The 26,446-nt window shown below is 72.1% G+C and carries 27 protein-coding genes and 1 riboswitch; of the genes, 14 read left to right on the top strand and 13 right to left on the bottom strand.

The window, feature by feature from the left end; genetic code table 11:
- Positions 1–8: 8 nt before the first annotated feature.
- Positions 9–428 carry an STAS domain-containing protein gene (locus B0I31_RS28305; protein ID WP_106618423.1) on the bottom strand — a complete coding sequence of 140 codons (420 nt, stop codon included), beginning with the start codon at positions 426–428 and terminating at the stop codon, positions 9–11.
- A 445-nt stretch (positions 429–873) separates the two neighbouring features.
- On the opposite strand from B0I31_RS28305, the gene B0I31_RS28300 reads away from it, so the two are divergent.
- From B0I31_RS28300 to gcvP, 8 genes are all read left to right on the top strand, one after another.
- The gene (locus B0I31_RS28300) at positions 874–1,116 is read left to right on the top strand and encodes a hypothetical protein (protein ID WP_073890279.1); all 243 of its coding nucleotides are present in this window, start codon (positions 874–876) and stop codon (positions 1,114–1,116) included.
- 82 nt (positions 1,117–1,198) lie between these two features.
- Positions 1,199–1,786 (top strand): cardiolipin synthase ClsA, encoded by a 588-nt coding sequence (gene clsA, locus B0I31_RS28295; protein WP_106618422.1) that lies wholly within the window; start codon positions 1,199–1,201, stop codon positions 1,784–1,786.
- Positions 1,787–1,847: 61 nt separating this feature from the next.
- Positions 1,848–2,231, top strand: a complete 384-nt coding sequence (gene gcvH / locus B0I31_RS28290; RefSeq protein ID WP_106618537.1) for a glycine cleavage system protein GcvH — start codon at positions 1,848–1,850, stop codon at positions 2,229–2,231.
- Positions 2,232–2,344: 113 nt separating this feature from the next.
- Positions 2,345–2,806 carry a glycogen accumulation regulator GarA gene (garA, locus tag B0I31_RS28285; protein ID WP_033427969.1) on the top strand — a complete coding sequence of 154 codons (462 nt, stop codon included), beginning with the start codon at positions 2,345–2,347 and terminating at the stop codon, positions 2,804–2,806.
- 14 nt (positions 2,807–2,820) lie between these two features.
- Complete coding sequence (gene ftsR / locus B0I31_RS28280) at positions 2,821–3,495, top strand: transcriptional regulator FtsR (protein ID WP_106618421.1); 675 nt, start codon at positions 2,821–2,823, stop codon at positions 3,493–3,495.
- Between the two features lie 144 nt (positions 3,496–3,639).
- A complete protein-coding gene (locus B0I31_RS28275; RefSeq protein WP_053720858.1) occupies positions 3,640–4,113 on the top strand; it encodes a bifunctional nuclease family protein in 474 nt (157 codons plus the stop codon).
- A gap of 1,052 nt (positions 4,114–5,165) precedes the next feature.
- Entirely contained in the window at positions 5,166–5,732 is a 567-nt protein-coding gene (locus B0I31_RS28270) for a MerR family transcriptional regulator (protein WP_106618420.1), read from the top strand.
- Positions 5,733–5,828: 96 nt separating this feature from the next.
- Positions 5,829–5,919: riboswitch (glycine riboswitch) on the top strand.
- Between the two features lie 156 nt (positions 5,920–6,075).
- The gene (gene gcvP, locus B0I31_RS28265; RefSeq protein ID WP_106618419.1) at positions 6,076–8,964 is read left to right on the top strand and encodes an aminomethyl-transferring glycine dehydrogenase; all 2,889 of its coding nucleotides are present in this window, start codon (positions 6,076–6,078) and stop codon (positions 8,962–8,964) included.
- Between the two features lie 54 nt (positions 8,965–9,018).
- Here the strand turns inward: gcvP and B0I31_RS28260 are convergent, their stop codons facing one another.
- The gene (locus B0I31_RS28260; protein WP_219910834.1) at positions 9,019–9,420 is read right to left on the bottom strand and encodes a DUF3224 domain-containing protein; all 402 of its coding nucleotides are present in this window, start codon (positions 9,418–9,420) and stop codon (positions 9,019–9,021) included.
- Positions 9,421–9,469: 49 nt separating this feature from the next.
- Here B0I31_RS28260 and B0I31_RS28255 point away from each other — a divergent pair, with 49 nt between their 5' ends.
- On the top strand, positions 9,470–10,429 hold the full coding sequence (locus tag B0I31_RS28255; protein ID WP_106618418.1) for a helix-turn-helix transcriptional regulator: 960 nt from the start codon (positions 9,470–9,472) through the stop codon (positions 10,427–10,429).
- A gap of 47 nt (positions 10,430–10,476) precedes the next feature.
- Here B0I31_RS28255 and B0I31_RS28250 read toward each other — a convergent pair whose 3' ends face one another.
- From B0I31_RS28250 to B0I31_RS28235, 4 genes are all read right to left on the bottom strand, one after another.
- Complete coding sequence (locus B0I31_RS28250) at positions 10,477–11,007, bottom strand: hypothetical protein (protein WP_106618417.1); 531 nt, start codon at positions 11,005–11,007, stop codon at positions 10,477–10,479.
- Between the two features lie 229 nt (positions 11,008–11,236).
- A complete protein-coding gene (locus tag B0I31_RS28245) occupies positions 11,237–13,018 on the bottom strand; it encodes a substrate-binding domain-containing protein (RefSeq protein ID WP_106618416.1) in 1,782 nt (593 codons plus the stop codon).
- 97 nt (positions 13,019–13,115) lie between these two features.
- Entirely contained in the window at positions 13,116–14,000 is an 885-nt protein-coding gene (locus tag B0I31_RS28240; RefSeq protein WP_106618415.1) for a 3-methyladenine DNA glycosylase, read from the bottom strand.
- Between the two features lie 4 nt (positions 14,001–14,004).
- Positions 14,005–14,361, bottom strand: a complete 357-nt coding sequence (locus B0I31_RS28235) for an ArsR/SmtB family transcription factor (protein WP_245950502.1) — start codon at positions 14,359–14,361, stop codon at positions 14,005–14,007.
- Positions 14,362–14,412: 51 nt separating this feature from the next.
- Here B0I31_RS28235 and B0I31_RS28230 point away from each other — a divergent pair, with 51 nt between their 5' ends.
- Positions 14,413–15,618 (top strand): MFS transporter, encoded by a 1,206-nt coding sequence (locus tag B0I31_RS28230; protein ID WP_106618535.1) that lies wholly within the window; start codon positions 14,413–14,415, stop codon positions 15,616–15,618.
- A gap of 27 nt (positions 15,619–15,645) precedes the next feature.
- On the opposite strand, the gene B0I31_RS28225 is transcribed toward B0I31_RS28230, so the two are convergent.
- The 3 genes from B0I31_RS28225 to B0I31_RS28215 all read right to left on the bottom strand — a co-directional run bounded on the left by B0I31_RS28225 (position 15,646) and on the right by B0I31_RS28215 (position 17,496).
- A complete protein-coding gene (locus B0I31_RS28225; RefSeq protein ID WP_106618414.1) occupies positions 15,646–15,933 on the bottom strand; it encodes a hypothetical protein in 288 nt (95 codons plus the stop codon).
- A 62-nt stretch (positions 15,934–15,995) separates the two neighbouring features.
- Positions 15,996–16,925 carry a CU044_5270 family protein gene (locus B0I31_RS28220; protein ID WP_106618413.1) on the bottom strand — a complete coding sequence of 310 codons (930 nt, stop codon included), beginning with the start codon at positions 16,923–16,925 and terminating at the stop codon, positions 15,996–15,998.
- Positions 16,918–17,496: an RNA polymerase sigma factor gene (locus tag B0I31_RS28215; protein ID WP_106618412.1), complete on the bottom strand. Its 579-nt coding sequence runs from the start codon at positions 17,494–17,496 to the stop codon at positions 16,918–16,920. Before B0I31_RS28215 ends, B0I31_RS28220 begins: the two co-directional genes overlap by 8 nt.
- 181 nt (positions 17,497–17,677) lie before the next feature.
- Between B0I31_RS28215 and B0I31_RS28210 the strand changes: the two genes are divergently transcribed.
- Positions 17,678–18,328, top strand: a complete 651-nt coding sequence (locus B0I31_RS28210; RefSeq protein WP_245950500.1) for an LmbU family transcriptional regulator — start codon at positions 17,678–17,680, stop codon at positions 18,326–18,328.
- Between the two features lie 48 nt (positions 18,329–18,376).
- On the opposite strand, the gene B0I31_RS28205 is transcribed toward B0I31_RS28210, so the two are convergent.
- From B0I31_RS28205 to B0I31_RS28195, 3 genes are all read right to left on the bottom strand, one after another.
- Entirely contained in the window at positions 18,377–19,411 is a 1,035-nt protein-coding gene (locus B0I31_RS28205; RefSeq protein ID WP_106618411.1) for a hemolysin family protein, read from the bottom strand.
- The gene (locus tag B0I31_RS28200; protein ID WP_106618410.1) at positions 19,408–20,733 is read right to left on the bottom strand and encodes a hemolysin family protein; all 1,326 of its coding nucleotides are present in this window, start codon (positions 20,731–20,733) and stop codon (positions 19,408–19,410) included. Before B0I31_RS28200 ends, B0I31_RS28205 begins: the two co-directional genes overlap by 4 nt.
- A gap of 152 nt (positions 20,734–20,885) precedes the next feature.
- Positions 20,886–21,926: a LacI family DNA-binding transcriptional regulator gene (locus B0I31_RS28195; RefSeq protein ID WP_106618409.1), complete on the bottom strand. Its 1,041-nt coding sequence runs from the start codon at positions 21,924–21,926 to the stop codon at positions 20,886–20,888.
- A gap of 118 nt (positions 21,927–22,044) precedes the next feature.
- Between B0I31_RS28195 and B0I31_RS28190 the strand changes: the two genes are divergently transcribed.
- Genes B0I31_RS28190 through B0I31_RS28180 form a run of 3 tightly spaced genes read left to right on the top strand, consistent with a single transcriptional unit; the run spans position 22,045 to position 25,129 of the window.
- Positions 22,045–23,184, top strand: a complete 1,140-nt coding sequence (locus tag B0I31_RS28190; protein WP_106618408.1) for a Gfo/Idh/MocA family protein — start codon at positions 22,045–22,047, stop codon at positions 23,182–23,184.
- Complete coding sequence (locus tag B0I31_RS28185; protein WP_106618407.1) at positions 23,181–24,299, top strand: dihydrodipicolinate synthase family protein; 1,119 nt, start codon at positions 23,181–23,183, stop codon at positions 24,297–24,299. Before B0I31_RS28190 ends, B0I31_RS28185 begins: the two co-directional genes overlap by 4 nt.
- Entirely contained in the window at positions 24,296–25,129 is an 834-nt protein-coding gene (locus tag B0I31_RS28180; protein ID WP_245950498.1) for a sugar phosphate isomerase/epimerase family protein, read from the top strand. Before B0I31_RS28185 ends, B0I31_RS28180 begins: the two co-directional genes overlap by 4 nt.
- On the opposite strand, the gene B0I31_RS28175 is transcribed toward B0I31_RS28180, so the two are convergent.
- Entirely contained in the window at positions 25,126–26,427 is a 1,302-nt protein-coding gene (locus B0I31_RS28175; protein WP_106618405.1) for a Dyp-type peroxidase, read from the bottom strand. The two genes, B0I31_RS28180 and B0I31_RS28175, sit on opposite strands and share 4 nt — an antisense overlap.
- Positions 26,428–26,446: the final 19 nt, after the last annotated feature.

Genomic DNA, 26,446 nt, shown 5'->3' with positions numbered 1-26,446 from the left:
AGGCCCGGTCAGCGGGACTCGTCGGCCTCCAGCGCCTGGTCGACCGACTCGAACACGCTGAACACCTCATCCAGGCCGGTCGCGACCAGCGGGCGGGTCACCGCGCGTTCCACCGCCACGACGCGGAACGCCGCACCGCGCCGCTTGGCGTGCTGCGACGCCTCCACCAGCACCGCCAGCCCGGCGGAGCCGAGGAAGCTCACCCCGGACAGGTCCAGCACCAGGGTGCGGCCGTCGTCGAGGTGGCGCAGCGCGCTCGCGCGCAGCTGTGGGGCGGTCAGCATGTCGACCTCACCGCTCACCGCCAGCACGGTGACACCGTCGCCCGCGGTGCGGACGTCGAGCCTGAGCTGCCCGGCCCGCGGGCTGTCGGCCGCGGCGGACTCGGCTCCGCTCGTCGCCACGACGTTCGGATCCTGAACCGTCACGAGGCACTCCTCTTCAGCTTTGAACCGCTGGGTGGGAAGCCCGGACGCACGATGAGGTGCGCGCAGCACTGAACAGCAGCGTGGCGGAAACGGTTCCCCGCTAGCCGGACTTCCCGGCGCGGCTGTTGGCTCAACCGCTGCGCCACCCACCGTACGTAGCCCGTGGCGACACCACAAGCGCGGGGGTGGCTACCCGATAGGCGCCAGTGTAATGCGCTGTTCGGTGTGCGGCGGACCACGAACGGTGAACGGTTTGGTACCGCGGGGGCCGGTTACACCTCAAGGGAAGCGTTCCCGCCCGTCACGCGCAACTCGGCGACGCAACCGGCCGCCGACCGCGACAGGGCACGGACGAGGAGGTGGTCTCGACCACAGTCGCGCAGAATCGGGTGACGGGGATAACGCCACGAGAGCCGTGAGCGACAACCCTGGTGGAGGGATTCACATGAGCACCAGAACGGAAACCGAGTCCGAGCCCGCGAAGCCCAGGGCGGCGCGTGCCGGCACCACAGGCGCGGCGGCGCTGCCCACAGCCCCCTGCAGCGTGGTCTGGAGCAAGGGCCACGCCTACGTGCTCGAAGGTTTCCGGGCCCGCTGGGTCGGCGTCGACGACCGGGGTCGTCCGCACGCGCTCAGCGGCGCCGAACTGCAACGCCGCGGCTGGAGCCGCACCCGTTCCGACAACTGAGCCCGCCGGGTCGGGCTCCGCGGACCCCGAAGTCCGCGAGTCGACCACCGGGGCACGCCGGGCGGCCAACTACAGTGCGGACGTGTCGCACGATCCCGCCGACCGGCTGCTGACCATCCCGAACGCGCTGAGCGTGTTGCGGCTGCTCGGCGTGCCCCTGTTCCTGTACCTGCTGCTCGGCCCGCACGCCGACGGCTGGGCGCTGGTCGTGCTGGTCGCGGCGGGCCTGTCCGACTGGCTCGACGGCAAGATCGCCCGGTGGCTCGACCAGGCGAGCAGGCTCGGCGCCCTGCTCGACCCCGCCGCCGACCGCCTCTACATCCTCGCCACGCTGGTCGCGTTCGTCGTGCGCGGCATCGTGCCGTGGTGGGTGGCCGCGGTGCTGGTCGGCCGGGAACTCGCCGTCGGCGTCTGCCTGCCCGTGCTCCGGGCCCGCGGCTACGGCCCGTTCGAGGTCAACTACTTGGGCAAGGCCGCCACGTTCAACCTGCTCTACGCGTTCCCCATGCTCCTGCTCGCCCAGGGCACCTCCACGGCCGCCCAGGTGGCCCGGCCGGTGGCCTACGCGTTCATGGTCTGGGGCGGCGCCCTGTACCTGTGGTCGGGGGTGCTGTACGTGTACCAGTTCACCCTCGCGATGCGGCGACGGCCGGGTGTCGCGCCGGCCTGAACGCCGACGTGGGAAGATCCGGCGGAGCGTTGATCCACCGTCATTGAAGGAGCACACCGCGGTGATTCCCGAGGAGCTCAAGTACACCGAGGAACATGAGTGGGTGCTGCGCACGGGTGAGGACACCGTGCGCGTGGGCATCACCGACTACGCCCAGGAGCAGCTCGGCGACGTCGTGTTCGTCCAGCTCCCGGAACTCGGCGAGCAGGTCGGCGCCGGTCAGACGCTGGGCGAGGTGGAGTCGACCAAGAGCGTGTCCGACATCTACGCGCCGCTCGCCGGCGAGGTCGTCGCCCGCAACGACTCGCTCGACCAGCAGCCCGACCTGGTGAACTCCGACCCCTACGGCGAGGGTTGGATGGTGGAATTGCGGCTGGAGGACCCGACCGCGGTCGACGACCTCCTCGACGCCGCCGCGTACCAGGAGCTGGTGGCGGGGGAGTGACGTCGATCTTCCGGCGGCTCTTCGGTCGGTGGGGGAGCCGCTCCTCAGACAAGGGTTCGGGCACGATAGGTTCTAGCGGTCTCGACGGTTCCAGCAGCAGGAGGAGAGCTCAGGTGAGCACGAACGACGGGCCAGGCGTTCCGCCAGAGCAGTCCCCGGAGCGGACCTCCGTTTTCCGGGCGGACTTCCTCGCCGAGGTCGAGGGCGCCGAGGCGCCCGCCCAGGAGCCTGCCGTCGCGGGCGTCGACGCGCTGCCCGCCGGGTCGGCGCTGCTCGTGGTCAAGCGCGGCCCCAACGCGGGGTCGAGGTTCCTGCTGGACCGCGACACGACCAGCGCGGGGCGGCACCCCGACAGCGACATCTTCCTCGACGACGTGACGGTCTCCCGTCGCCACGCCGAGTTCCGCCGTGAAGGCGGCGAGTTCGTGGTCATCGACGTGGGCAGCCTCAACGGCACCTACGTCAACCGCGAGCCCGTCGACCAGGCGGTGCTGGCCAACGGCGACGAGGTGCAGATCGGCAAGTTCCGCCTGGTGTTCCTGACCGGTCCGGGCGCCGGGGGCCAGGGGGCCTGAGCGATGGGGCTCCGGTGACGGCGGCCGGGCGGCCACGCGGGGTGTTGAGCATCGGGGCGGTGCTGGCGCAACTGCGGCCCGACTTCCCCGACGTCACCATCTCCAAGATCCGATTCCTGGAGTCGGAGGGCTTGGTCCGCCCGGCGCGCACGGCATCGGGGTACCGGCAGTTCACGGCCGCGGACGTGGACCGCCTGCGGTACGTGCTGTCCGCCCAGCGGGACCGGTACCTGCCGCTGAAGGTCATCAAGGAGCAGTTGGACGCGGCCGACCAGAACGCGGCGAAGGCGTTGCGCGCGGTCGACCCGTCCCCGGCGGTCGGGCACCGGGTCACCCGCGAGGACCTGCTGGCGCGGGCCGGCATCGAAGCCGGGGTGCTGGCCGACCTGGAGCAGCTCGGCCTGATCAGGACCGGTGCGGGCGGGTTCTACGACCACGAGGCGGTGCAGATCGCCTCCACCGTGCGGGCGATGGCCGAGCACGGCCTGGAAGCACGCCACCTGCGGCCGTTCCGCGTCGCGGCGGACCGCGAGGTCGGGCTGGTCGAGCAGGCCGTCGGCGCGGCCCACCGGCAACGCGACCGCGAGGACGTGGTGCGCGAGTTGGCGGCGCTTTCCGTAACGCTGCACACACTCCTGGTGAAGGTGGGGCTGCGTGACGTCGCCGGTCGACCGGTTTCGCCGAGGTGAACGCGTGTCCGCATCGTGATCCGATGGCGGTGGGCGGTTGCGCACAGGGCCCGCTTGGCGGGTAGCGTCGAAACTGTACGTGGGGGATCCTCGTTAGGTAGCGGGGACGCCAGAATTTCAGCGCGCTGAGGGAGGCGAGACCCGATGAGCGAAATGCGCGTCGTCGGCGTGCGGGTGGAACTGCCCGCCAACCAGCCGATCCTGCTGCTGCGCGAAACCGAGGGCGAACGGTACCTGCCGATCTGGATCGGATCGGTCGAGGCCACGGCGATCGCGTTGGAGCAGCAAGGTGTCCGTCCTGCCCGGCCGTTGACGCACGACCTGCTCAAGGACGTCATCGGAGCCCTCGGCCGGCAGCTGGAGCAGGTGCGGATCACCGACCTGCAGGAGGGCACGTACTTCGCGGAACTCGTGTTCGACGGCGACATCCGCGTGTCCGCGCGGCCCAGTGATTCGGTGGCGCTGGCGCTGAGGATCGGCGTACCGATCCACGCGGAGGAGTCGGTGCTCGCCGAGGCCGGCCTCATCATCCCGGACGAGCAGGAGGACGAGGTCGAGAAGTTCCGCGAGTTCCTCGACTCCGTCTCGCCCGAGGACTTCCGCGGCGCCGACACGTAGGCCGACCCACGCCGGACACGGCTTCGGGCTGGGTTCGTCTCGTCTCGTCCCGGTTCGGTGTTCGCACCGGTGGGCGCTTGAAAAGATCAAAAGCGTCCTCGCCGGACGGGCAGATCAGCAGGATGACCCCAACTACGCCGTCGACTCCCCGACCCAGCGTGGTCCCGGGCTTCGTGTCATCCCACCGACCTCCCTCCGGGCTACCACACGCGTCAAGGAGGCGCCACGACCGATGCGTGAGGCATCGGTCGTGGCGCCTCCTTGACACGTGCGGTAGGGCTACGCCAGGTCGGCGGGATGACACGAACCCCTACTTCTACAAAGAGCCGAAGTGCATCGCAGCCGCACACGCCCCGGCGCCGCCCGACCCCGCGCCCGCCGGCGACCCCCGCGCCGTGCCACGGGCACGTCCTTCTTCCCAAAAGGAGGGCTTCGTGTCATCCCGCCGACCTGGCTTTGCCCTACCGCACGTGTCAAGGGTGGCGCGTCCACCTCTGCCTACTACTTCACTGGGACCGCGCGCCGCCCTTGACACGTGTGGTAGCCCGGAGGGAGGTCGGTGGGATGACACGGAGTCCGGACCCACAACGCAACAGGACATCTGGGCGTAGTTGGGGTCATCCTGCTGATCTGCCCGTCCGGCGAGGACGCTTTTGATCTTTGAACCTCGCCCGCCCCGCAGGCTCCACCCGCCACCCACCACCTGCGAAGGGCCGAAACCTGGCGAGGAGCCGTGAACGGCCCTCCGCAAGCGTGCGCGGTGCGTTGTGGATCAACCCCGCGTGCCGCCCTCAGGTGTCACACCTCTGGGTTACACAACGTCAACACCCCACTGCTAAACGATCACTAAACGTCACCCGAATGGCTCACGACGGGCGTCTCTCTCAACCTCAACCTCACGTTGAGGTCAGACACGCCCCGCGCGTCGCGTTGACCTGCCACCTAGCCGGTCTTACCGTCGAACTCAGGTGAATTGCCACGGTGTGATTCGGACACCGCGGCGGCTTCACGTTGGTCGCCGGTCGTCGTGACCGGACCGAGGGGAGGCAGGCGTGGTCGAGGAAGCGCCCATCCGGGCCGGATCCGGCGAACAGGGTGAGCTGTTCCCGGACTCCTCGCTGCCGGACGAACTGGTCGGGTACCGCGGCCCCGCCGCGTGCCAGATCGCGGGCATCACCTACCGCCAGCTGGACTACTGGGCGCGCACGGGGTTGGTCAACCCGACGATAAGGAGCGCCCACGGTTCCGGTAGCCAACGGCTCTACTCGTTCAAGGACATCCTGGTCCTCAAGGTCGTCAAGCGACTGCTGGACACCGGTGTCTCGCTGCAGAACATCCGGGTCGCGGTGGACCACCTGCGCCGCCGCGGCGTGCAGGACCTGGCCCGGATCACGCTGTTCAGCGACGGCACCACCGTCTACGAGTGCACGTCGCCGGAGGAGGTCGTGGACCTGCTCCAAGGCGGCCAAGGGGTGTTCGGCATCGCGGTCTCCGGTGCGATGCGGGAGATCAGCGGCACGATCCACGACTTCCCCGCCGAACGCGCGGACGGGGCCGAGATCGTGGACGCGGTCGACGACGAGCTGTCCCGTCGCCGCCGCACCAGGGCCATCGGCTGACCCGGGCGGTAGCAGGCCGGCGCGCGCACTGAGATCCACGTCGCGCCGGCGGTACCGCGCACCCCGGTGGCAGGTACGATTTCGCGCGTAGTCGCTTTATCCCGTGCGGGAGAGTCCGAGCCAGTCTCGGCGCCGAAGGAGCAAATCCTCCCCGGAACCTCTCAGGCGCAAGGACCGTGCGGGTGAGACGCCTCTGGAAAGCGGGTCGGGCACGACCGCTCGACCCCGCCGACGGTGCAAGCCCGGGTCACCGGGTGAAGCTCTCAGGCGCCCGACGTCGGGCAGAAGACAGAGGGGGAGGGCAACGGCAGAAGTCTGTCCGGAGCCCTGGAGGCCAGCACCGATGACGCAGGACCGCATCCCCCTCGCCGCACTCGAGCACGGCACCCCGTTCGCCGACCGGCACGTGGGCCCGCGGCCCGCGGAGCTGGCCCGCATCCTCGACGTGATCGGTGTCGGCTCGCTGGAGGAACTGGCGCAGCACGCCGTCCCGGAGTCGATCCGCGAGCGCGACCTGGTGCTGGACCTGCCCGCGCCGGCCACCGAGACCGAGGCGCTGGCCGAGCTGCGCGCCCTCGCCGCCCGCAACCGCCCGATGACGCAGATGATCGGCCTCGGCTACTACGGCACGACCACCCCGCCGGTGATCCGCCGCAACGTGCTGGAGAGCCCCGCCTGGTACACCGCGTACACGCCCTACCAGCCGGAGATCTCCCAGGGCCGGCTCGAAGCCCTGCTCAACTTCCAGACCATGGTCGCCGACCTGACCGGTCTGCCGCTGGCCAACGCCTCGATGCTGGACGAGTCCACCGCCGCCGCCGAGGCGATGACCCTGGTGCGCCGCGCGGGCCGGTCGAAGTCGAACAAGTTCGTGGTGGACGCCGACACGCTGCCGCAGACGTTGGCCGTCATCGAGACGCGCGCCGAGCCGCTGGGCATCGAGATCGTCACCGCCGACCTGTCGCAGGGCATCGAGGGGCTCGGCCTGGGTGGCGACTTCTTCGGCGTGCTGCTGTCCTACCCGGGCGCGTCCGGCGTGGTGCGCGACCACGCGTCGGTGGTCGAGGAGATCCACAAGGCGGGTGCGCAGGCCGTGGTCGCCGCCGACCTGCTGGCGTTGACGCTGCTGCGCCCGCCCGGCGAGATCGGTGCGGACGTCGTCATCGGCACCACGCAGCGGTTCGGCGTGCCGATCGGGTTCGGCGGCCCGCACGCCGGCTACATGGCCGTGCGCCAGGGCCTGGAACGGCAGCTGCCCGGCCGGCTGGTCGGCGTGTCCGTGGACGCGGACGGCTCGCTCGCCTACCGCCTCGCCCTGCAGACGCGTGAGCAGCACATCCGCCGGGAGAAGGCGACCAGCAACATCTGCACCGCGCAGGTCCTGCTCGCGGTGATCGCCTCCATGTACGCGGTGTACCACGGGCCGGAGGGCCTGAAGGCGATCGCGACCCGCGCCCACCGGATGGCGACCGTGCTGGCCGCCGGCTTGCTGGAGGGCGGCGTCGAGATCGTGCACGGCGAGTTCTTCGACACCGTGCGCGCCCGTGTCGAGGGCCGTGCCGCCGCCGTCGTGTCCGCCGCGCGCGAACTGGGCGTGAACCTGTGGCAGGTGGACGACGACGTGGTGTCCATCGCGTGCGACGAGACCACCACGCGCGACCACCTGCACCTGGTGTGGCAGGCGTTCGGCGTGACCGTCGCCGACGTGGACGGCCTGGACGCCGACACCGCCGACGGCATCTGCGCCGACCTGCGCCGCACCAGCGACTACCTGACCCACCCGGTGTTCCACTCGCACCGCTCCGAGACCGCGCTGCTGCGCTACCTGCGGTCGTTGTCGGACAAGGACGTGGCGCTGGACCGCAGCATGATCCCGCTGGGTTCGTGCACGATGAAGCTCAACGCCACCGCCGAGATGGAGCCGGTCACGTGGCCGGAGTTCGCCGACCTGCACCCGTTCGCGCCCGCGTCGGACGCCGAGGGGCTGCTGAGCATCGTCGGTGACCTGGAGCGGTGGCTCGCGGAGGTCACCGGGTACGACGCGGTGTCGTTGCAGCCCAACGCGGGCAGCCAGGGCGAGTTCGCGGGCCTGCTGGCGATCCGCGCCTACCACCGCGCCAACGGTGACGACCACCGAGACGTGTGCCTGATCCCGTCCAGCGCGCACGGCACCAACGCCGCGTCCGCCGTGATGGCCGGGATGCGGGTCGTGGTGGTCAAGTGCGACGACCACGGCAACGTGGACATCGAGCACCTGCGCTCGACGATCGACGCGCACCGCGACGACCTGGCCGCCATCATGATCACGTACCCGTCGACGCACGGCGTGTACGAGGACACCGTGCGCGAGGTGTGCGGGCTGGTGCACGACGCCGGCGGCCAGGTGTACGTGGACGGCGCGAACCTCAACGCGCTGATCGGGCTGGCCCAGTACGGCAAGTTCGGGTCGGACGTGTCGCACCTGAACCTGCACAAGACGTTCTGCATCCCGCACGGCGGCGGTGGCCCGGGTGTCGGGCCGATCGGCGTGCGCTCCCACCTCGCGCCGTTCCTGCCGAACCACCCGTTGCAGCCGGCGGCCGGTCCGGCGACCGGTGTCGGTCCGATCAGCGCCGCGCCGTGGGGTTCGGCGTCGATCCTGCCGATCTCGTGGGCCTACGTGCGGATGATGGGCGCGGACGGCCTCCGCCGCGCCACCCTCACCGCCGTCGCGGCGGCGAACTACGTGGCACGGCGGTTGGACGAGCACTTCCCGGTGCTCTACACCGGTGAGGGCGGTTTCGTGGCCCACGAGTGCATCCTCGACCTGCGGCCGATCACCAAGGCGACCGGCGTGACGGTGGACGACGTGGCGAAGCGGTTGGCCGACTACGGGCTGCACGCGCCGACCATGTCGTTCCCGGTGGCGGGCACGCTCATGGTGGAGCCGACCGAGAGCGAGGACCTGGGCGAGATCGACCGGTTCATCGACGCGATGATCGCGATCAAGCACGAGATCGACCGCGTCGGCTCGGGCGAGTGGCCGGTGGACGACAACCCGCTGCGCAACGCGCCGCACACGGCGGCCTCCATCGCGACCGAGTGGGACCACCCGTACAGCCGCGAGGTGGCGGTGTTCCCGGCGGGCACCTCGGCGCCGAAGATCTGGCCCCCGGTGCGCCGCATCGACGGCGCCAAGGGCGACCGCAACCTGGTCTGCTCCTGCCCGCCGGTCTCTGCCTATGGCGGCTGATCCAGGCGACGGACACGGCGGGCCACCCGACTGATCGGGTGGCCCGCCCGCGTGTCAGCTCAGGTCGTAGTCCAGCTCGAACCGGCCCGGTTCGCCCCGGGCCCACGTGATGCGGCCCGTGCCGGTGAGGCCCGCGAGGTCGCCGGTGGCCGAGACGACGGTGAACGTCCCGTCCGCCACGCCGTCGCGGAAGCCGCCCGTGTGGTGCAGGACGAAGCTGCCGTTGCGGCCGTTCAGGGTGCCGGTGACGACCTCGTACCCCGTCGACACGCACGAGTCGTCGTCCGGGTACGACATGACGAAACGCTGGTCGCCCACCGCCTCCAGGTCACCGGTGTACGCGACGGTCATGCCACCGGTCGTCTGCTTCGGGCCGGTGACCTCGTCATAGCGCTTGCCGTCCCACGTGTGCTCGTCCCAGCTCTTCATACCGGCGTCGGCCTGTGCGGTCGTCATGCCGCGAAGCTTGCCGGGCATACCTGACAAGTGCTGTCAGGATGGCGGAATGCGCGCGAGCCGGCTGCTGTCCCTGCTCCTCCTGCTCCAGTCACGCGGCCGGATGACGGCGCAGGAGCTGGCGGACGAGCTGGAGGTCTCGGTCCGCACCGTCTACCGCGACGTCGAGGCGCTCGGCGCCTCCGGTGTCCCGGTCTACGCCGACCGCGGACCGGCGGGCGGGTACCGGCTGGTCGACGGGTACCGCACCCGGCTCACCGGGCTGACCACCGAGGAGGCCGACTCGTTGTTCCTGGCGGGCATGCCGGGGCCGGCGGCGGAGCTCGGGCTGGGCGCCGTGGTGGCCGCGGCGCAGCTCAAGGTCCTCGCCGCGCTGCCGCCGGAGCTGCGGTCGCGGGCGGCGCGGATCCGGGAGAGGTTCCACCTGGACGCGCCCGGCTGGTTCCGCGGCAACGAGGGCACACCGCACGTGGCCGCCATCGCGGAGGCGGTGTGGCAGCAGCGGCGGCTGCGCATCCGGTACGTGCGGTGGGCGCAGGTCGAGGTGGAGCGGACGGTGGAGCCGCTCGGGCTCGTGCTCAAGGCGGGCACCTGGTACCTCGTGGCCCGGGCCGACGACCTGCGCACCTACCGCGTCTCCCGGGTGCTGGAGCTGACCGCGCTGGACGAGTCGTTCGACCGGCCCGAGGGGTTCGACCTGGCCGAGTACTGGGCGGGCTGGTCGGCGCGGTTCGAGGAGCGGATGTACCCGATGCGCGTGACCGTCCGGATGACGCCGAACGGGCTGCGCAGCGCCCAGGTCCTGCTCGGCCTGGCCGCCGCACGCGAGCTCAAGGACGTCGAACCCCAAGGTGTGTGGACGACGGTCCGCGTACCGGTGGAGTCCCTGGACCACGCGGTGGTCGACCTGCTCCGCCTCGGTCCCGAGGTGGAGGTGCTGGAGCCGCCGGAGCTGCGTGACCGGGTCATCGCCCGGATCGCGGCGATGGCGGCCGTGTACGAGGGTTGAACGCGGAGGGAGGCGCGCCCCGGCAACGGGACGCGCCTGCCCGGTCGTCAGTCGATCGTGGTGGCCCCGCTGTAGTTGCAGATGGACGGTGCCATCACCTGCGCCGCGCTGCCCCAGCCGGCGCACTGGTAGGAGGAGTGGCCGTACCAGTTGTGGCCGAACTCGTGGGCGGCCAGGAGGGCGTCGTCGTTCACGCCGCCCATGTAGAGCGCGATCCGCTGGCCCGCGCCCCAGTTGCAGCCCACCACGCGACTGCCGCCGCCGCAGTCGGTGATGTAGCCGTTGCGGCACTCGACCGGGGTGCCGCTGGAGCTCTCGGTCAGGCCTGCCCACGCCCGCGCGCCGGTGCGGATCGCCGACGCGTACGGCGAGCAGGAGCTGAGGATCCGGTAGGTCCGGGCGTTCGGCACGGGCCACGCCGCCACCGAGGGCGGGGTGGTCAGCACGTCGGCGGGCGCGGTGGCCACGTCGAGGACGGTGGTCGCGTGGGCTTCGCCGAGGGAGCCCTGGGAGTTCGGTGCGACGAGGACGGCGAGCACGAGCGCCAGCAGGGCAGGCGCCAGGAATAACTTCCGCAAGGTGTTCGTCCTTTCGTGTGCAGGGAGATCGACGTTGTGCAGGGACGTCGAAGCACTCGAAAGTACGGAACCATTGGTCGCCTATCAACGGGCTGGAACCGCTATCGGGCAGAATATTTCGGCTGTGAATTCAACAAGTCGAACGGCGCAGCGACTTCCTTCGTCCGGCGCATTTCGACCGGGGCGTCACCACGGGCCGCAGCCGTCGTGGGCGGGCACGCGACCGGCCCTAGTCGGCGGACAGCAGCTGGCCGAGGGCGGCGTCGACACCCCGGCCGTCCTCGACCACCGACAGCGTGCCGCCGGTGGAACGGGCCAGTTCGGACAGCGGCGCGCGTTCCGGGTCGGGGCCGATCGCGATGACGCTGATCGCGATGTCCTTGCCCTCCCGCTTGACCGACGCCAGCCGCGACGTCAGCTCCTCGAACGTCAGCCCGCCGTCGTTCACGCCATCGGTGAGCACCACGATCCGGTTGCGCTTGCCGTCCTGGTAGTCGGCCGACATCCGCTCGTACAGCGCGAGCACGCTGGTGTAGAGCTGGGTCGCGCTGCGCGGTTCCAGCTTCCCCACGCCGTCCAGCAGCGCCTGCCGCTGACCGGCGACCGGGCCGGTGGCCACGAGCTGCCGGTAGGGCTTGTCGCCGTCGAGCTGGTGGGAGAACTCCCACAGCCCGAGCGACCCCGACACCGACCGGTTGACCTGCCCGGACAGCGCCTGCTTCACCCAGTCCATCCGGCTGCGGCCCTCACCGCCGGGTTCCTCCATCGACTTCGACGTGTCCACCAGCACGGTGACGACCTGGCCGTCACCCGCGGTCGCCCACGCGGCCGAGATCTGCTGGGTCGTGTTCGCGTCGGCGGGCGCGAGCGTGTCCGTGACGGCGGCCCACCGGATACCGGGCGACGGCTTGGGCCGCTCGGTCGTGGCCTCCACCCGCAGGCCCGCGCCGGCCAGGATCTTCTGCTGGTCGGCCTCGCGCAGGAACTCGCGGAACGCCTGCGCCGCGCGCACCTGCGCCTCACCGACCCAGTCACCGGCCAGCGGCACGAACGGGAAGTCCGCGATCGGCGTCGGCCCGCCCGCCGCCACCCCGTACAGCGGCTGCGACGGCGGCGTGCCGCTGTCCTTGCCGGTGTTGTGCCGGTACAGGTCCACCTCGAACACCGGCACCGCGCTGAACCCGGCCGCGTTGACCGCGGTGTCGTCGGCGAGCAGCTTCATCGCCTCCCACGTGGTCGCGGGCGTCTGCGCGGGCTTGGACGACGACAACCGGCTCATCGTGTCCTTCACCGGTTCCAGCGCCAGCATCTCGACGGTGACCGGCCCCTTGCCCTCGGGGCTCGCGCCCGCCAGCGCCGACTGCACGGCCATCGCGCTGGCCGCGTTCGTCGCCGGGTCGGGCATGGCGACGGTGAACCGGCCCCACTCGGGGTGCCCGAACCGGCCCCAGCCGTCCGCCGCGCCCGCGAGGTCCGGCAGGTCGGTCCAGCGGAACCCGGCACCGGACTGCACCGCCTGCGCGGGTTCCTGGTGCAGGGCGAGCAGCACGGGGCTGGCCGCGATCGACTCGGGGACGCCGCCGAGCAGGGCGGCGTTCTGCGCGCCGAGCCGGTCGGCCCACAGCATCGAGTCGGTCACCCACGCGTGCGGGCGCTCGCCGATCTCGGCGGTGTCCCAGCCCTGGGTCAGCCCACCGAGGACGACCTCGGAGTCGATCGACTGCACCTCGATCTGGATGCAGTGGTCGTAGACGACGGGCCGCTGCCTGCTCCACGCCTCGGCGACCTGCTTGACGGCCTCGGCGACGCTGGGCGTCGAGGCGATCCGGAGCAGCGCCTCGCCCTCGTTGCAGTCGCCCGCCTGCGCCGCGGCACGGCGTTCCACGAGGCCGCCGACCCAGCTCCAGCCGAGCCACCCGAGCACGAGGAGGACCACCAAGCCGACGATGGCCACGGGCCACGTCGCGATGCCGCGCCGCACCTTCGTCCGCAGCGCGCGGTGTCGAGACATCGTCTTCCTCTCAGCGTCCGACCGGATACGGCTGGCGAATCCCGACCGGCGTCACGCTAACAGGTGACGTCTGCGAATCGGGTGAAGTCACTCCAGGTCATCGAGCGGCGACGGGGGACGCCGTCAGCACCTCGGTCAGCTCGATCAGCCGGGCTCTCAGCGGCCTGGCGGCCTCGGCGAACGCGCTCTGCTGCCGGGCGTACTCGGCCCGGCCCTCGGCGGTCTCGATCCGCACCGGCTCGTAGCCGAGGTCCGCCAGGTCGTACGGGCTGGCCCGCATGTCCAGCTCACGGATCCGCGCGGCCAGCTCGAAGCAGTCCGCGACCAGCTCAGACGGTGTCGCCGGGTCCAGCTTGTAGGCCCACTTGAACAAGTCCATGTTCGCGTGCAGGCAGCCGGGTTGTTCGAGGTCGGCCTGGGTCTCGCGGGTCGGCTGCACCGCGTTGAGCGGCCGTGCGTCCGGGGTGAAGAAGCGGAACGCGTCGAAGTGACCGCACTGCACCCGCTGCGACTCCACCACCCGGTCGGTGCCCTCGCTGCCCAGCCGCAACGGCCACGCGTTGTGCCGCACCTGCTCCGGCCGCTGCCGGTAGACCATCGCCCACTCGTGCAGCCCGAAGCAGCCGAGCCGGGGCGCCCGGCCCGCGGTCGCGGTGAGCAACCGCCCGGCGAACCCGATCGTGTTGGCCCGGTCCCGCGCGAACGCCTCGACGTCCAGCGTCACGCCGTCCGCGGTGCGCCGGTAGACCGGCCACTTGAGGTAGGCGAGCGCCGCGTCGCCTTCGAGGACGACGCCCGGGCCGGGGTGCCAGCGCTCCAGCCGTGACGGGCGGTGCGAGTAGTAGGAGAACAGGAAGTCCAGCACCGGGTGCTTGCGGCCGGTGGCCTTGCGCTCGTGGTGCGGCCCGGTCCAGCGCCGCACCCGGTCCGCGTGCGCGTCCCGGCGCGCGGTCCACTCGGCTTCGGACAGAACGACCCCCACGTCATCAGGGTACTTCGCCCCGGACCAGCGCCAACCCGAGCCCGGTGCGCAACGACACCACCTCGCGCCCCTCACGGCGGCTGACCGCGAGACCCGCTGCCCGCAGCACACCCAGGTGCTGGGACACCGCGCCCACCGTGACGCCGAGCCGGGTGGCCAGTTCGGTGACCGTGCTGGGGCGTTCCAGCTCGCACAGCAGGCGGGCGCGGGTCTGGCCGACCAGGCGGGCCAGCGCGTCGTTGGTGGGGGCGTCCGACCGTTCCCAGAGGGAGCCGAAACCGTGCGCGGGGTAGCAGAGGGCGCAGGCCGGCGATCGTCTCCCAGAGCGGCGAGACGGCGAAGCGGAGAGCCATGAGTTCACTCCACGCTAAAACGTCCGTCGCCGCCAGTCCTTGTTGGCAGGGTGTGGACCATGTCCAGGGGGTGGGTGCGGCTGCAGGCCGTCGCGGTGTCGGGTTCGGTGGCCGAAGGGCTGATGTTGTCGGTGTTGCCGTGGATCGCGGCGACGATCACCTCGGACCCGCGGCAGCTGTCGCTGGTCAACGTGGTGGGCCAGGCGCCGTGGCTGGTGTTCTCGCTGTTCGCGGGCGTGCTGATCGACCGGGTGCGGCGGACCGCCGTGCTGGCGTCGGCGTACGCGGTGCAGGCGAGCGCGGCCTTGGCGCTCGCGGTGGCGGGCGTGACGGACTCGTTGAGCCTGCCGTTGCTGGTGGTCGTGGCGTTCGTGGTGACGTCGGCTCAGGTACTCGGTGACGGCGCGAGCGGCGCGCTGGTGCCGGAGGTGGTGGAGCCGGGCGGGTTGGCGAGGGCGAACACGCGGCTGATGGTGATCGACCGGGGCGTGGTGCAGTTCGCCGTGCCACCGGCGGCGGGGTTCCTGGTGGCGTTCGGCCTCGGGACGCCCGCGTGGGTGGCCGTGGTGGCGGCTTTGGTGGCGTTGGTGCTGGTGAGAGGGCTGCGCTCGGCTCCGGCGACACCGTCGACCAAGCACCCGTTGCGGGACATCGCGGAAGGGCTGAGGTTCCTGGTCCGCACGCGGCTGTTGCTGTCGATCACGGTGGCGGTGGCGCTCGGGTCGTTCGCGGCGAGCGCGACGATGGCGATGTTCGTGCTGTACGCGAAGGAACTGCTGGGGCTGGGCTCGGTCGGGTACGGCGTGATGCTGGCGGTGACGGCGGCCGGGTGGGTGGCGTCGTCGTTCGTGGTGGGCTGGGTCGTGGACCGGCTGGGTTACGCGTGGTCGATGCGGCTCGCCCAGGTGGGCATGGTGGTGACGGTGGGCCTGTTCGCGGTGCTGCCGCCGTGGGCGTGGGCGGTCGGGTTGTTGATGTTCGGCCAGTCGGCGATCGTGCTGGTGTGGAACGTCTGCTCCCAATCCAGCCGCCAACGCTTCACCCCTCCCGCGCTGTTGGGGAGGGTGCTGACCAGCCACCGGGCGCTGGCTTGGGGACTGACGCCGTTGGGTGCGCTGGCCGGCGGTTTCGTGGCGGCCGGGTTCGGCCTGCGCGCGGTGTGGGTGATGGGAGCCCTGGTCCAGGTGGGCGCCCTGATCACGGCCTGGCTGGGCCTGTCACCTCAAGCGTTCCGCGAGGCCGAGGTGGTTGCCGCGAACCGGTGACCCAGGAGAGTCGGAGCGCTCCGGGAGTCAGAGCGGTGGGATCAGGCCTGGGAACTTGCGGGCGCCTACGCAGTGCGGGCACTCGCGGCCGTTGTCGACGGTTCGGGGGGCGCCGCCGATCACCGCGGACATCGGGTTGGCGATGAAACCCGCGCCACCGCACAGGTGGCAGATGGTGCGGGGTTCGGAGGTCACGCCGAACAGGTCGTCCTCGTCCTCGACGTCATCGTCGTCGAACCCGTCCTCGTCGAACCCGTCCTCGTCCTCTTCCGGGTCGAAGTCGTCCTCGCCGTCGTCATCCTCACGCGGATCCACGTGACCAACCGTAGTCGGGTGGGACCGGCCGCGCGCCGGCGGACCGGTCCCACCCACGACCCTCAGGGCCGTTGGCCCGGCTGGTCCACCACGGCCTGCGCCTCGATCGCGTGGAAGGTCGTGCCGAGCAGTTCGTAGGTGGTCGGGTCGAACACGATCACCACCGGCTCGGCGTCCGCCTCCGACCCGGCCGGAGGGGGCCAGGTGATGCCCAGCCCCGGCCTGCCCGCCGCGTCACGGGCGTCCGGCACCACCGACAGCCCCGGCACGCGCGCGGCAGCCTCGTACAGCGCCGCCCTGGCCGCGGACGGGACCATCGACTCGTTGATCAGCCTCAGCACGTCCTTGCCCCGCGAGTTGACGTTCCCGGGCTCGCTGCCACTGGCGTTGGCGTCGAGGTAGGCGAGCATCCCGTCGACGTCGGTCGGCAGGTCCGACCGGTAGGCGGGGTGCGGCTCGCAGTCGTCGGTGAGGCCGGGCACCACCCGGTCGCCCTTGATCACCACGGCCTTCCCGTCCTTGCACCCGGCCAGCGGGATCCGCAGGCCGTGGTCGTACAGGACGCCGTCGCGGGTGCCGTCGACCGACAGCCAGATCTCCCGCGGCGCGCCGCCGTTGGAGTCGACGCTGCTGCGGGTGTAGACGAACTGGTCCGGGCGCGGGTTCACGGCCGGTTCGGCGCGGGCCGCCTCGGCGGCGAAGTTCAGCAGCCGCACGGCATCGGTGACGGGTGCCACGGCCGACGTCGGCGGCGACTGGGCCTGGCCACCCGGCACTGTCGGTGCGGGCGGTGATGTCGGCAAGAGCGTGACGGCCGCCGCCACGGCAGCTGCCAAGCCGATCGCCGACGCGCCGACCAGCGCGAACCGCCGACGCGGTCGCCGGCGTCGGGCGAGGCCGGCCAGGACGTTCGCCCGCACGGGCGCCAGCGACGCCTCGTCGGGCAAGGGCGTCTCGTCACCCAGTGCGCGCAGCAACCGCAGCTCATCCATTGTTCAGCAACTCCTCGACCTCGGTGGGGTTCTGCCCGCCCAACGCGTCCCTGACCTTGCGCCGGGCCCGGTGCAGCCGGGACCGGACCGTGCCGACGGGGATCGCCAGCGCCGCCGCGACCTCCTCGTAGCTCAGCTGTTCCCACGCCACGAGCAGCAGCACGTCCCGGTCCTCGGCGGACAGCCCGTCCAGCGCGCCGGTCAGCAGCGACCGCACGGCCCGCGCCGTCACCTCGGTGGCGACGCGGTCGGCGTGGTCGGCGTGGTCCTGCTCGGCGTTCTCCGCCGCGCACTCCCGGTAACGGCGCGCTTCCTGCCTGCGGTGCCGCCCGACGAGGTTGGTGGCGATGCCGTACAGCCACGGCCGGGCGTCCGGCCTGGCCCGGTCGTAGCGCTGCCGCTTGTCGAACGCGGTGAGGAACGTCTCGGCGACGAGGTCGTCCGCGACCTGGTCGCCGAGCCTGCGCGCGAGGTACCGCCGGATGTGCGGCGCGTGCCGGTCGAAGAGCGCCGCGAAGGCGTCCGGCTCGTGCCGCGACCGTTCGATGATCTCGGCGTCGGTGCGTGTCATGGTGGCCTTTCCGGCTGGTTCCCGGTGAAGGGCGGTCACCTGTTATCCGCCGCCGGGCCGGATCGGGTTCTCGGTCGCCGGGCCGGACCGGTTCCCGGTGTGAGCGGAAGTTGACCGGTGTGTGAGGACCCCTGGGGTAGCAAGGACACCCAAAGCGGATCAGGGGGAGCAAGTGGACAAGGTGAACGCAGTGCCGCGCCGTCGTCCCGGTGGCGCGGTGGAAGGCCGGATCCTCACCACGCCGGTGGGGCTGGCGTTCCCGCGGGACGTCACGTTCGAGACCTGGGAGCAGGCCGGGCAGCGGATCTCGCGCATCGCCAGCTCGTCGGCGTGGTACCTGGGTGACTGGCTCGTCTTCGGCCAGGACAAGTACACCGAGCGCTACCGCCGGGCGGTCGAAGCTGTGGGGCTCGACTACCAGACGTTGCGCAACTACGCCTGGATCGCGCGCAAGTTCGAGGCGTCGCGGCGCCGTCCGGGACTGCCGTTCCAGCACCACGCCGAGGTCGCGGCTCTACCGCCCGCCGAGCAGGACCAGTGGCTCGACCGCGCCGAGCGGGAGGGCTGGTCGCGCACGGCGCTGCGGCGGGCGCTGCGGGAGAGCCGCGACCCCGGCTCGAAGTCGTTGCGCGCGGTGATGCCGAGGGTCACCGCGGCCGGTGAGGCGGTGGACCGGTGGCGGCGCGCGGCGATGGCCGCCAACGCCGACTTCGAGGCGTGGATCGTGGCCGCGCTCGACCGCGCCGCCGACCGGGACCTGGAGCTGGTCAGCGTGCCGCCGCCGGTCGAGCGGGAGCTGGTGAGCCTGCCCGCGGTGCGGCCCGCGTCCTGAGGTGACGAGGTGGTGCGGGTGTCGTCGGCACGGCACCCGCACCACCGCTCACAGCTCGCGCCGCACGTGGGTGCCGTCACGGACGGTGCCCACGTACTCCTCGACCAGGTCCTCCAACGCCACCAGCCCTCGTACGACGCCCTCCGCCGACACGGCTTGCGCCAGGTGGCTCTGCGAGCGCCGCAGCGCCGCCACCGCGTCGTCCAGGCTCGCGTCCACCGGCACCCGCGGCAGGCCGCGCACCCGGCTCGGCGGCACCCGCGTGGACGGGTCGGCGTCCGCCAGGTCCAGCACGTCCTTCACGTGCAGGTAGCCGATCAGCCGGTCGTCCTCGCGCACCGGGAACCGGGAGAAGCCGGTGGCCGACACGGCGGCCTCCACCTGCTCCATGGTGGGCCGCGACGGCACGGACGTGATCCGGTCCAACGGCACCAGCACGTCGGCCACGGTCCGCTCCGCCGACGACAGCGTCTGCGTCAGCCGCCGGTGCTCGGAGTCCTCCAGCAGGCCCTCCTGCCGCGACTGCCCGATCAGCAGGGCCAGCTCGTCGCGGGTGTAGGCCGACTCCAGCTCGTCGCGGGGCGTCACGCCGACGAGCTTCAACACCGCCGTCGACACCACGGTGAACCCGCGCAGCAGCGGCGCCACCAGCCGGCAGAACCACAGGTGTGCGGGCACCAGCAGCAGCGCGGTGCGCTCGGGGCCCGCGATGGCCAGGTTCTTCGGCACCATCTCGCCCAGCACGGTGTGCAGCGCCACGACGATGATCAACGCGATCGCGAACGCCACGCCGTGCCGCACCGCGTCCGGGATGCCGACGCCGTGGAACGGCGCCTCCAGCATCGCCGCCACCGCGGGCTCGCCCAACGCGCCCAGCCCCAGCGAGCACAGCGTGATGCCGAGCTGCGCACCCGCGATCAGCAGCGGCAGCTCACGGCCCGCCTTGAGCACCGTGCGCGCCCCGGCGCTGCCCTGCTCGGCCAACGCCTCCAGCCGGTCGCGCCGGGCGGTGATGATGGCGAACTCGGCGCCGACGAAGAACGCGTTGCCCGCCAGGAGCAGCAGGATCACCAGCACGATCATCGCGCCACCCCCGAGGTGTCGACCCGGGCCACCCGCAGCTCCGCCACCCGGTGCCGGTCCATCTGCACCACCGTGATCCGCCAGTCGTCCACCCGGATCTCGTCACCGGCGTCGGGGATGCGGCCCAGCCGGGCCAGCACCAGCCCCGCCACGGTCTCGTAGTCGCCCTCGGGCATCCGGAACCCCGTCGCCTCCGCGATCTCGTCGTCGCGCAGAAGCCCCGACACCAGCCACGCCTCGCCGCCGAGCCTGCGCACCGGCGAGGTCTCCCGCCGGTCGTGCTCGTCGCGCACGTCGCCGACGATCTCCTCGACCACGTCCTCCAACGTGACCAGGCCCGCCGTGCCGCCGTACTCGTCGACGACCAGCGCCGTCTGCAGACCCGAGGCGCGCAGCCGGTCCAGCAGCGCGTCGCCCTCCAGCGTCGCGGGCACCGTCTGCACCGGCCTGGTCAGCGCCGACACCGGCGTGGTCGCCCGCTGCGACCGCGGCACCCCGAACGCCTGCTTGACGTGCACGATGCCGCGCACCTCGTCCAGGTCGCCGGTGTAGACGGGGAACCGGGAGAACCCGGTCTCGCGCGCCTTCGCCACCAGGTCGAGCACGGTCGCGTCCGAGCGCAGCGACTCGACCCGCACGCGCGGCGTCATCAGCTCCTCCGCGGTGCGGTCGCCGAAGCGCAGCGAGCGGTCCAGCAGGGTCGCGGTGCTCGGGTCGAGGGTGCCCTGCTCGGCGCTGGAGCGGATCAACGCGCCCAGCTCCTGCGGCGAGCGGGCCGACGCCAGCTCCTCGGCGGGCTCGACGCCGAGCCTGCGCACCAGCCAGTTCGCGGTGCCGTTCAGGGCGGTGATCAGCCACTTGAACACGGCCGAGAACCCGGCCTGCACGCCCGCGACGGCACGTGCGGTCTCCAGCGGCTTGGCGATGGCCAGGTTCTTCGGCACCAGCTCGCCGAACACCATCGACAGCGACGTGGCCAGCGCCAGCGCCAGCGTCAACGCGATCGGGCCGGCCGCCGACGCGGGCACGCCGACGCCGGTCAGCGCGGGCGAGATGAGCTCGGCGATGGCGGGCTCGGCGATGTAGCCGGTGATCAGCGTGGTGATCGTGATCGCCAACTGGGAGCCGGAGAGCTGGAACGACAGCGACCGGTGCGCCTTCTCCACGGTCCGCGCCTTGGAGTCACCCACTTGGGCGACGTGCGCCTCGACCGTGCTGCGTTCCAGGGCGGTCAGGGAGAACTCGGCGGCGACCGCGATGAACGTGCCGATGGTGAGCAGCACCACGGCGGCGAGGCCGAGCAGGCTGAGCAGGATGGTCATGGGGCCCACCCGGGGTGGGCGGGGCGGGGCAGGCAGCCGGGTATCGGACCCGGCTCGGTACTGCAGCCCGGGGACTGCGCGTCGCGCACGGCTTGGGATCACTCCTCGTGAGGGGTGGTCGAACGGTGTCCAGAATAGAGCGTAACCGCCGGTCAGCGCAGTCCGATACCGCTGGGATGCGCAGTGGACGCCCGCAGCACCACCTCGCCCGCCACCCGGACCGTGCGCGGCGGGGCGACCACGTCGTCGAGCACCAGCCGTGCCGCCCGCTCGCCCATGTCCTCCAGCGGCAGCCGCACCGTGCTCAGTGCCGGCACCAGGTCGCGGAGGGTGGGGATGTCGTCGAACCCGGCCACCGAGACGTCCTCCGGCACCCTCAGGCCGTGGTCCCGCAGGGCCGCCATCGCACCCATCGCCATCACGTCGTTCACGGCGAACACGCAGGTCGCGCCGGTGCGCGCGGCGATCAGGTCGGCCACCGCGGCGTGCCCGCCGTCCCGGGTGAAGTCGCTGGTGATGACGCATCCGTCGGGCAGCTCCAGCCCTTCGTCGGCCAGGCCCGCCTTGAACCCGGCCAGCCGGTCGCGCGCCACCAGCAGGTCCGGCGGCCCGGCCAGCACGGCGAACCGGCGGTGGCCGAGCGCGGCCAGCCCGCGGGCCAGGGCGCGTGCGCCGGACCGGTTCGCGGGCACTACGGTGTCCGTGCCGAGCTTGGCCTGGGAGACGCACGCCACCCGGCCGCCCTGCGCGGTGAACGCGGTGATCTCCTCGGCCAGGCGCCGTGACGCCGACCGGTCGGTGGTGCGGCTGCCCGCGATCACCAGGGCACGGGCGCGGTGGGCGCGCAGCGTGTTCACCAGCTCCACCTCGCGGCGCGGGTCGCGGCCGGTGGTGCCGAGCACGACGACGAGCCCGGCGCTCTCGGCGATCCTCGTCACACCGGCGGCGATGCTGGAGAAGTAGGGGTCGGCGATGTCGTGCACGACCAGGCCGACCAGCACGCTGGAGTTGCGCGCCAGCGCCTGCGCGGAGGCGTTGGGCAGGTAGCCGAGCCGGCGCGCGGTGCCGAGCACCCGCTCCCGCAGCTCCTCGCTGACCTGCCGGGTGCTGCCGTTGAGCACGCGTGACGCGGTCGCGAGCGACACGCCCGCTTCCTTCGCCACCTCCGCCAGCGTGACCTGCCGCGACGTCAACGCCGCCTCCTTCGCGTCCTGGACGGCCGAGACTAGCCGCCCGGGAGGTTGACGTCCGCGAGGAGCCGACCGTAGCGTGTTGGAAAGCGCTTTCCACGGACTTGAGCGGGGTGTACGCATGGCGGTGCGCACGATCGGCGTCGCGTTGAACGGGGTCACGGGGCGGATGGGGTACCGACAGCACCTCGTCCGGTCGATCCTGGCCCTCCGCGAGCGCGGCGGGGTCAGGATCGGTGACGACGTGCTGGTCCCCGAGCCGCTGCTGGTCGGCCGCAACGCCGCCAAGCTGAAGGAGATCGCGGAGCGGCACGACCTGCCCCGCTGGACCACCGACCTCGACGCCGCGCTGAGCGACCCGGACGTCTCGGTCTACTTCGAGGGCCAGGTCACCTCCGCGCACGCCGCCTCGCTCACCGCGGCGATCGACGCGGGCAAGCACGTCTACAGCGAGAAGCCCGTCGCGGCCACGCCCGAGGAGGTGCTGGAGCTGGCCCGGCACGCCGACGCGGCGGGCGTCAAGCACGGCGTGGTCGCCGACAAGCTCTACCTGCCGGGCATCCGCAAGCTCAAGCGCCTGCTGGACGGCGGCTTCTTCGGCCGGGTGCTGTCGGTGCGCGGCGAGTTCGGCTACTGGGTGTTCGAGGGCGACTGGCAGAGCGCGCAGCGGCCGTCGTGGAACTACCGCGCCGAGGACGGCGGCGGGATCGTCGTGGACATGTTCTGCCACTGGAGCTACCTGCTGGAAGGGCTGCTCGGCCCGGTGGAGGCGGTGACCGCGCGGGCCGTCACGCACATCCCGACCCGGTGGGACGAGAACGGCGAGCCGTACGAGGCGACCGCCGACGACGCGGCCTACGCGATCTTCGAGATGGCGGGCGGCGTGGTGGCGCAGGTGAACTCGTCGTGGGCGACCCGGGTGAACCGCGACGAGCTGGTCGAGTTCCACGTGGACGGCACGCACGGCAGCGCGGTGGCCGGGCTGCGCAACTGCCGGGTCCAGACGCGGGAGATCACGCCGAAGCCGGTGTGGGACCCGGACGTGCCGCAGTCGATCGACTTCCGCTCGCTGTGGCAGGAGGTGCCGGACAACGAGGTGTTCGACAACGGGTTCATGGTGCAGTGGGCGGAGTTCCTCGAGCACGTCGCCGTCGACGCGCCCTACTCGCACGACTTCCACTCCGGGGTGCGCACGATCCGGCTGGCCGCGCTGGGCCTGGAGTCCTCCCGCACCGGCCGCCGGATCGAGGTGCCGGCATGACCTCGGTGCAGCTGCCCGGCCGCGACGGCACGTTCCGCGAGCACACGCTGTCCCCGCCGAAGACGTGGGACCCCGGCGCGTTCGAGTCGCGGGTCGCGTTCGCGGCGGCGCACGTGGTCGCCGACCCGTTCGCGGCCAACGTGCCCGGCGCGCCCGCGGTGCTCGACTGGGACGCCACGCTCGCCTACCGGGTGCGGTTGTGGGAGCACGGTTTCGGCGTCGCCGAGGCCATGGACACCGCGCAGCGCGGCATGGGCCTGGACTGGGACACGGCGCTGGAGCTGATCCGGCGCAGCGCGGAGATCGCGTCCGGGCGGTTGGCGGCGGGCGTCGGCACGGACCACGACACCGAGGACCCGCTGACCGCGTACCGGGAGCAGTTGGCGGCCGTGGTGGACGCGGGCGCGCAGCCGATCCTGATGTGCAGCCGGAAGCTGGCCGCACAGGCGCGCGGGCCCGAGGACTACCAGAAGGTGTACGGGGCGCTGCTGGAGGAGGTCGACCAGCCGGTCGTCCTGCACTGGCTCGGCACGGCGTTCGACCCGGCCCTGGAGGGCTACTGGGGCTCGGCGGACATCCCCACGGCGACCGGGCACTTCCTGGACCTGATCAAGGCCTACCCCGACAAGGTGGACGGGGTGAAGGTGTCGCTGCTGGACGCCTCGCACGAGGTCGGCCTGCGGCGGGCGCTGCCCGAAGGGGTGCGGTGCTACACCGGTGACGACTTCAACTACCCGGAGCTGATCGCGGGCGACGCCGAAGGGCACAGCGACGCGTTGCTGGGCATCTTCGACGCCATCGCGCCGGCCGCGTCCACCGCGCTGCGGGCGTTGGACGCGGGCGACCGGGCGAGGTACGACGAGGTGCTGGAGCCGACCGTCGCGTTGTCCCGGCACATCTTCGGCGCGCCGACCTACCACTACAAGACCGGTGTGGTGTTCCTGGCGTGGCTGGGCGGGTTCCAGGACGCGTTCGGCATGGTCGGCGGGCTGCAGTCGGCCCGCGACGTGGTGCACCTCGGCGAGGCGCTGAGGCTGGCGGACCTGGCCGGGCTGCTGCCCGACCCGGACCTCGCCGCCCGGCGGTGGGGACGACTCCTGGACGTGCTGACGTGAAGCTGTCGCTGAACCAGGCCACGGTGAAGCGGGCGTCCGTGCCCGAAGTGGTCGACGTGTGCGTGCGCAACGGGATCCCGGCGGTGGGGCTGTGGCGCGACCCGGTGGCCGAGTACGGCCTGGAGCGGACCGCGGCGCTGGTGGCGTCCGCCGGGCTGGAGGTCTCGTCGCTGTGCCGCGGCGGGTTCTTCACCGGGGTCGACCAGCGGCTGGACGACAACCGGCGGGCCATCGACGAGACCGCCGCGCTGGGCGGGCAGTGCCTGGTGCTGGTGCCCGGTGGGGTGCCGGACCGCGACCTAGTGGCGGCGCGGTGGCGCGTCGCGTCCGCGCTGGAAGTGCTGGCGCCGTACGCGGCATCGGCCGGGGTGCGGTTGGCGTTGGAGCCGATGCACCCGATGTTCTGCGCCGACCGCGGTGTGGTGTCGACGTTGGGCCAGGCGCTGGAACTGGCCGCGCCGTACCCGGCGGAGGTCGTCGGGGTCGTCGTGGACGCCCTGCACGTGTGGTGGGACCCGGCGCTGGCGGCCGACGTGCGGCGGGCCGGTCCGCGCATCCACTCCTACCAGGTGTGCGACTGGGTCACGCCGCTGCCCGCCGACGTGCTGCTGGGGCGCGGGCTGCCCGGTGACGGGCACATCGACCTGGTCGGGCTGACCTCGCTGGTCGCCGCGACCGGGTACGACGGGTACGTCGAGGTCGAGGTGTTCAACGAGGAGGTGTGGGCGCGGCCGTTCGACTCGGTCGCGGCGGACCTGGTGCGGCGGCACGCGACCGGGTGGGAGCCGGTCGTGGACGGCGGCCACGACCGGCTTCCCGTGACCCCTTAGCGGGGCAGTTCCCGGCCCGCGGCGAGCAGTCGCAGCGTGCTCACCGAGGGCACCAGCGCGTACAGCGCGCCGGTGGTCCGCACGAACCGGCCGCCGACGACCGGGTCGACACCGGTGGGCGCGCCGCGCTCGCCCGGCGTGAAGTCGGGGTTGTTCGCCCAGGTCCGCTGGATGAACTCGAACTGCTCCGCCAACGACGTGCAGTGCGCCACGAACACCAGGCCGCGCTCGCCGTCGTCGGGTGAGCCGAACGGGAGGCCCCGGCGCAGGATCCGGTGCTGCCGGGGCGTCCGGTGCGTGAACGCGCGCGGGTTGGTCTTGCGGATGTGCGCCGGGCACGGTGTCGCCGCACCCACCGGGTCGTCGGCGTAGTCGAAGTCGTTGCGGCCCCGGCTCGCCGCCAGCGGGCGGCCGTCCGGGTGCCTGCCGATCAGCTCCGGGCCGATCCCGCGGGCTTCGACGGCGTCCTGCCAGCCGTCGACGTCCTGGGTGAGGCGGCGGACCACCTGGATCGAGCCATCGGTCAGCCAGGCGGCGGCCGGTGGGCGGGGCGACTCGGTCGGGTGGCCGAACACGAACTCGCCCGCGTTCACCAGCAGTTCCCCGGGCCGTCCCGTGCGGTGACCGGGCCGTTCGGGGTCCTCGTGGTGGAAGCCGCGCACGCCGGGCTGCGAGACGCCGTCCTTGTAGCCGAAGTGCTCGCGCCCGCGCCGCTCGCCCGGGAGCGTGGCGGCGTGCTGCTCGTGGACCGTCGTGACGCCGAGCAGGGTGTCGAGCACGTCCAGGTTGCGCGCGGTCTCGGCCAGCCGGTCCGGGTCGTCGGACGCGACCGTGACCACGGCGTGGACGTGCTGCTCCGCGCGGCCGAACAGCCAGTGCACGGGCGCCGAGTCGCCGGTGTCACCGTTGGCCCGCGCCGCCTGTTCGGCGGTGTGCGGGAAGTGCTCGCGGAGGTCTTCGCGCGTCGCGTCGGGGTTGATGCTCAGCTCGACCAGGCCCTCGGGCGTGAGCGACACGTTCGCCCAGGTGGCCTTGAGACCCGGCGGGTCGCCGCCGAACATCGTGCGGCCGAGGGAGAAGACCTCGTTGAAGTCCTCGACGTCGGCCGTGGTGGCGACGTGCCCGAGCAGGGCGGCGAGCCAGGTGCGGCCCAGTCTGTCGTCGGTGAAGCGGACGAACCGGAACAGCTGGTGGTCCTTGTTGAACGCGGCCAGCACGTTCCCCTGGATCTCGTGCGACCGGCGCAACGGAGGACGCGCCTCCCGCTGTTCGGCACGTGCGTGCAGCAGGTCGGTCATCGTTCACCCCCTGCAGTAC

This window comes from Saccharothrix carnea (assembly GCF_003014735.1).
In the GTDB taxonomy this organism is placed as follows: Bacteria; Actinomycetota; Actinomycetes; order Mycobacteriales; family Pseudonocardiaceae; genus Actinosynnema; species Actinosynnema carneum.
This window is presented reverse-complemented; position numbering and strand designations above follow the sequence as displayed.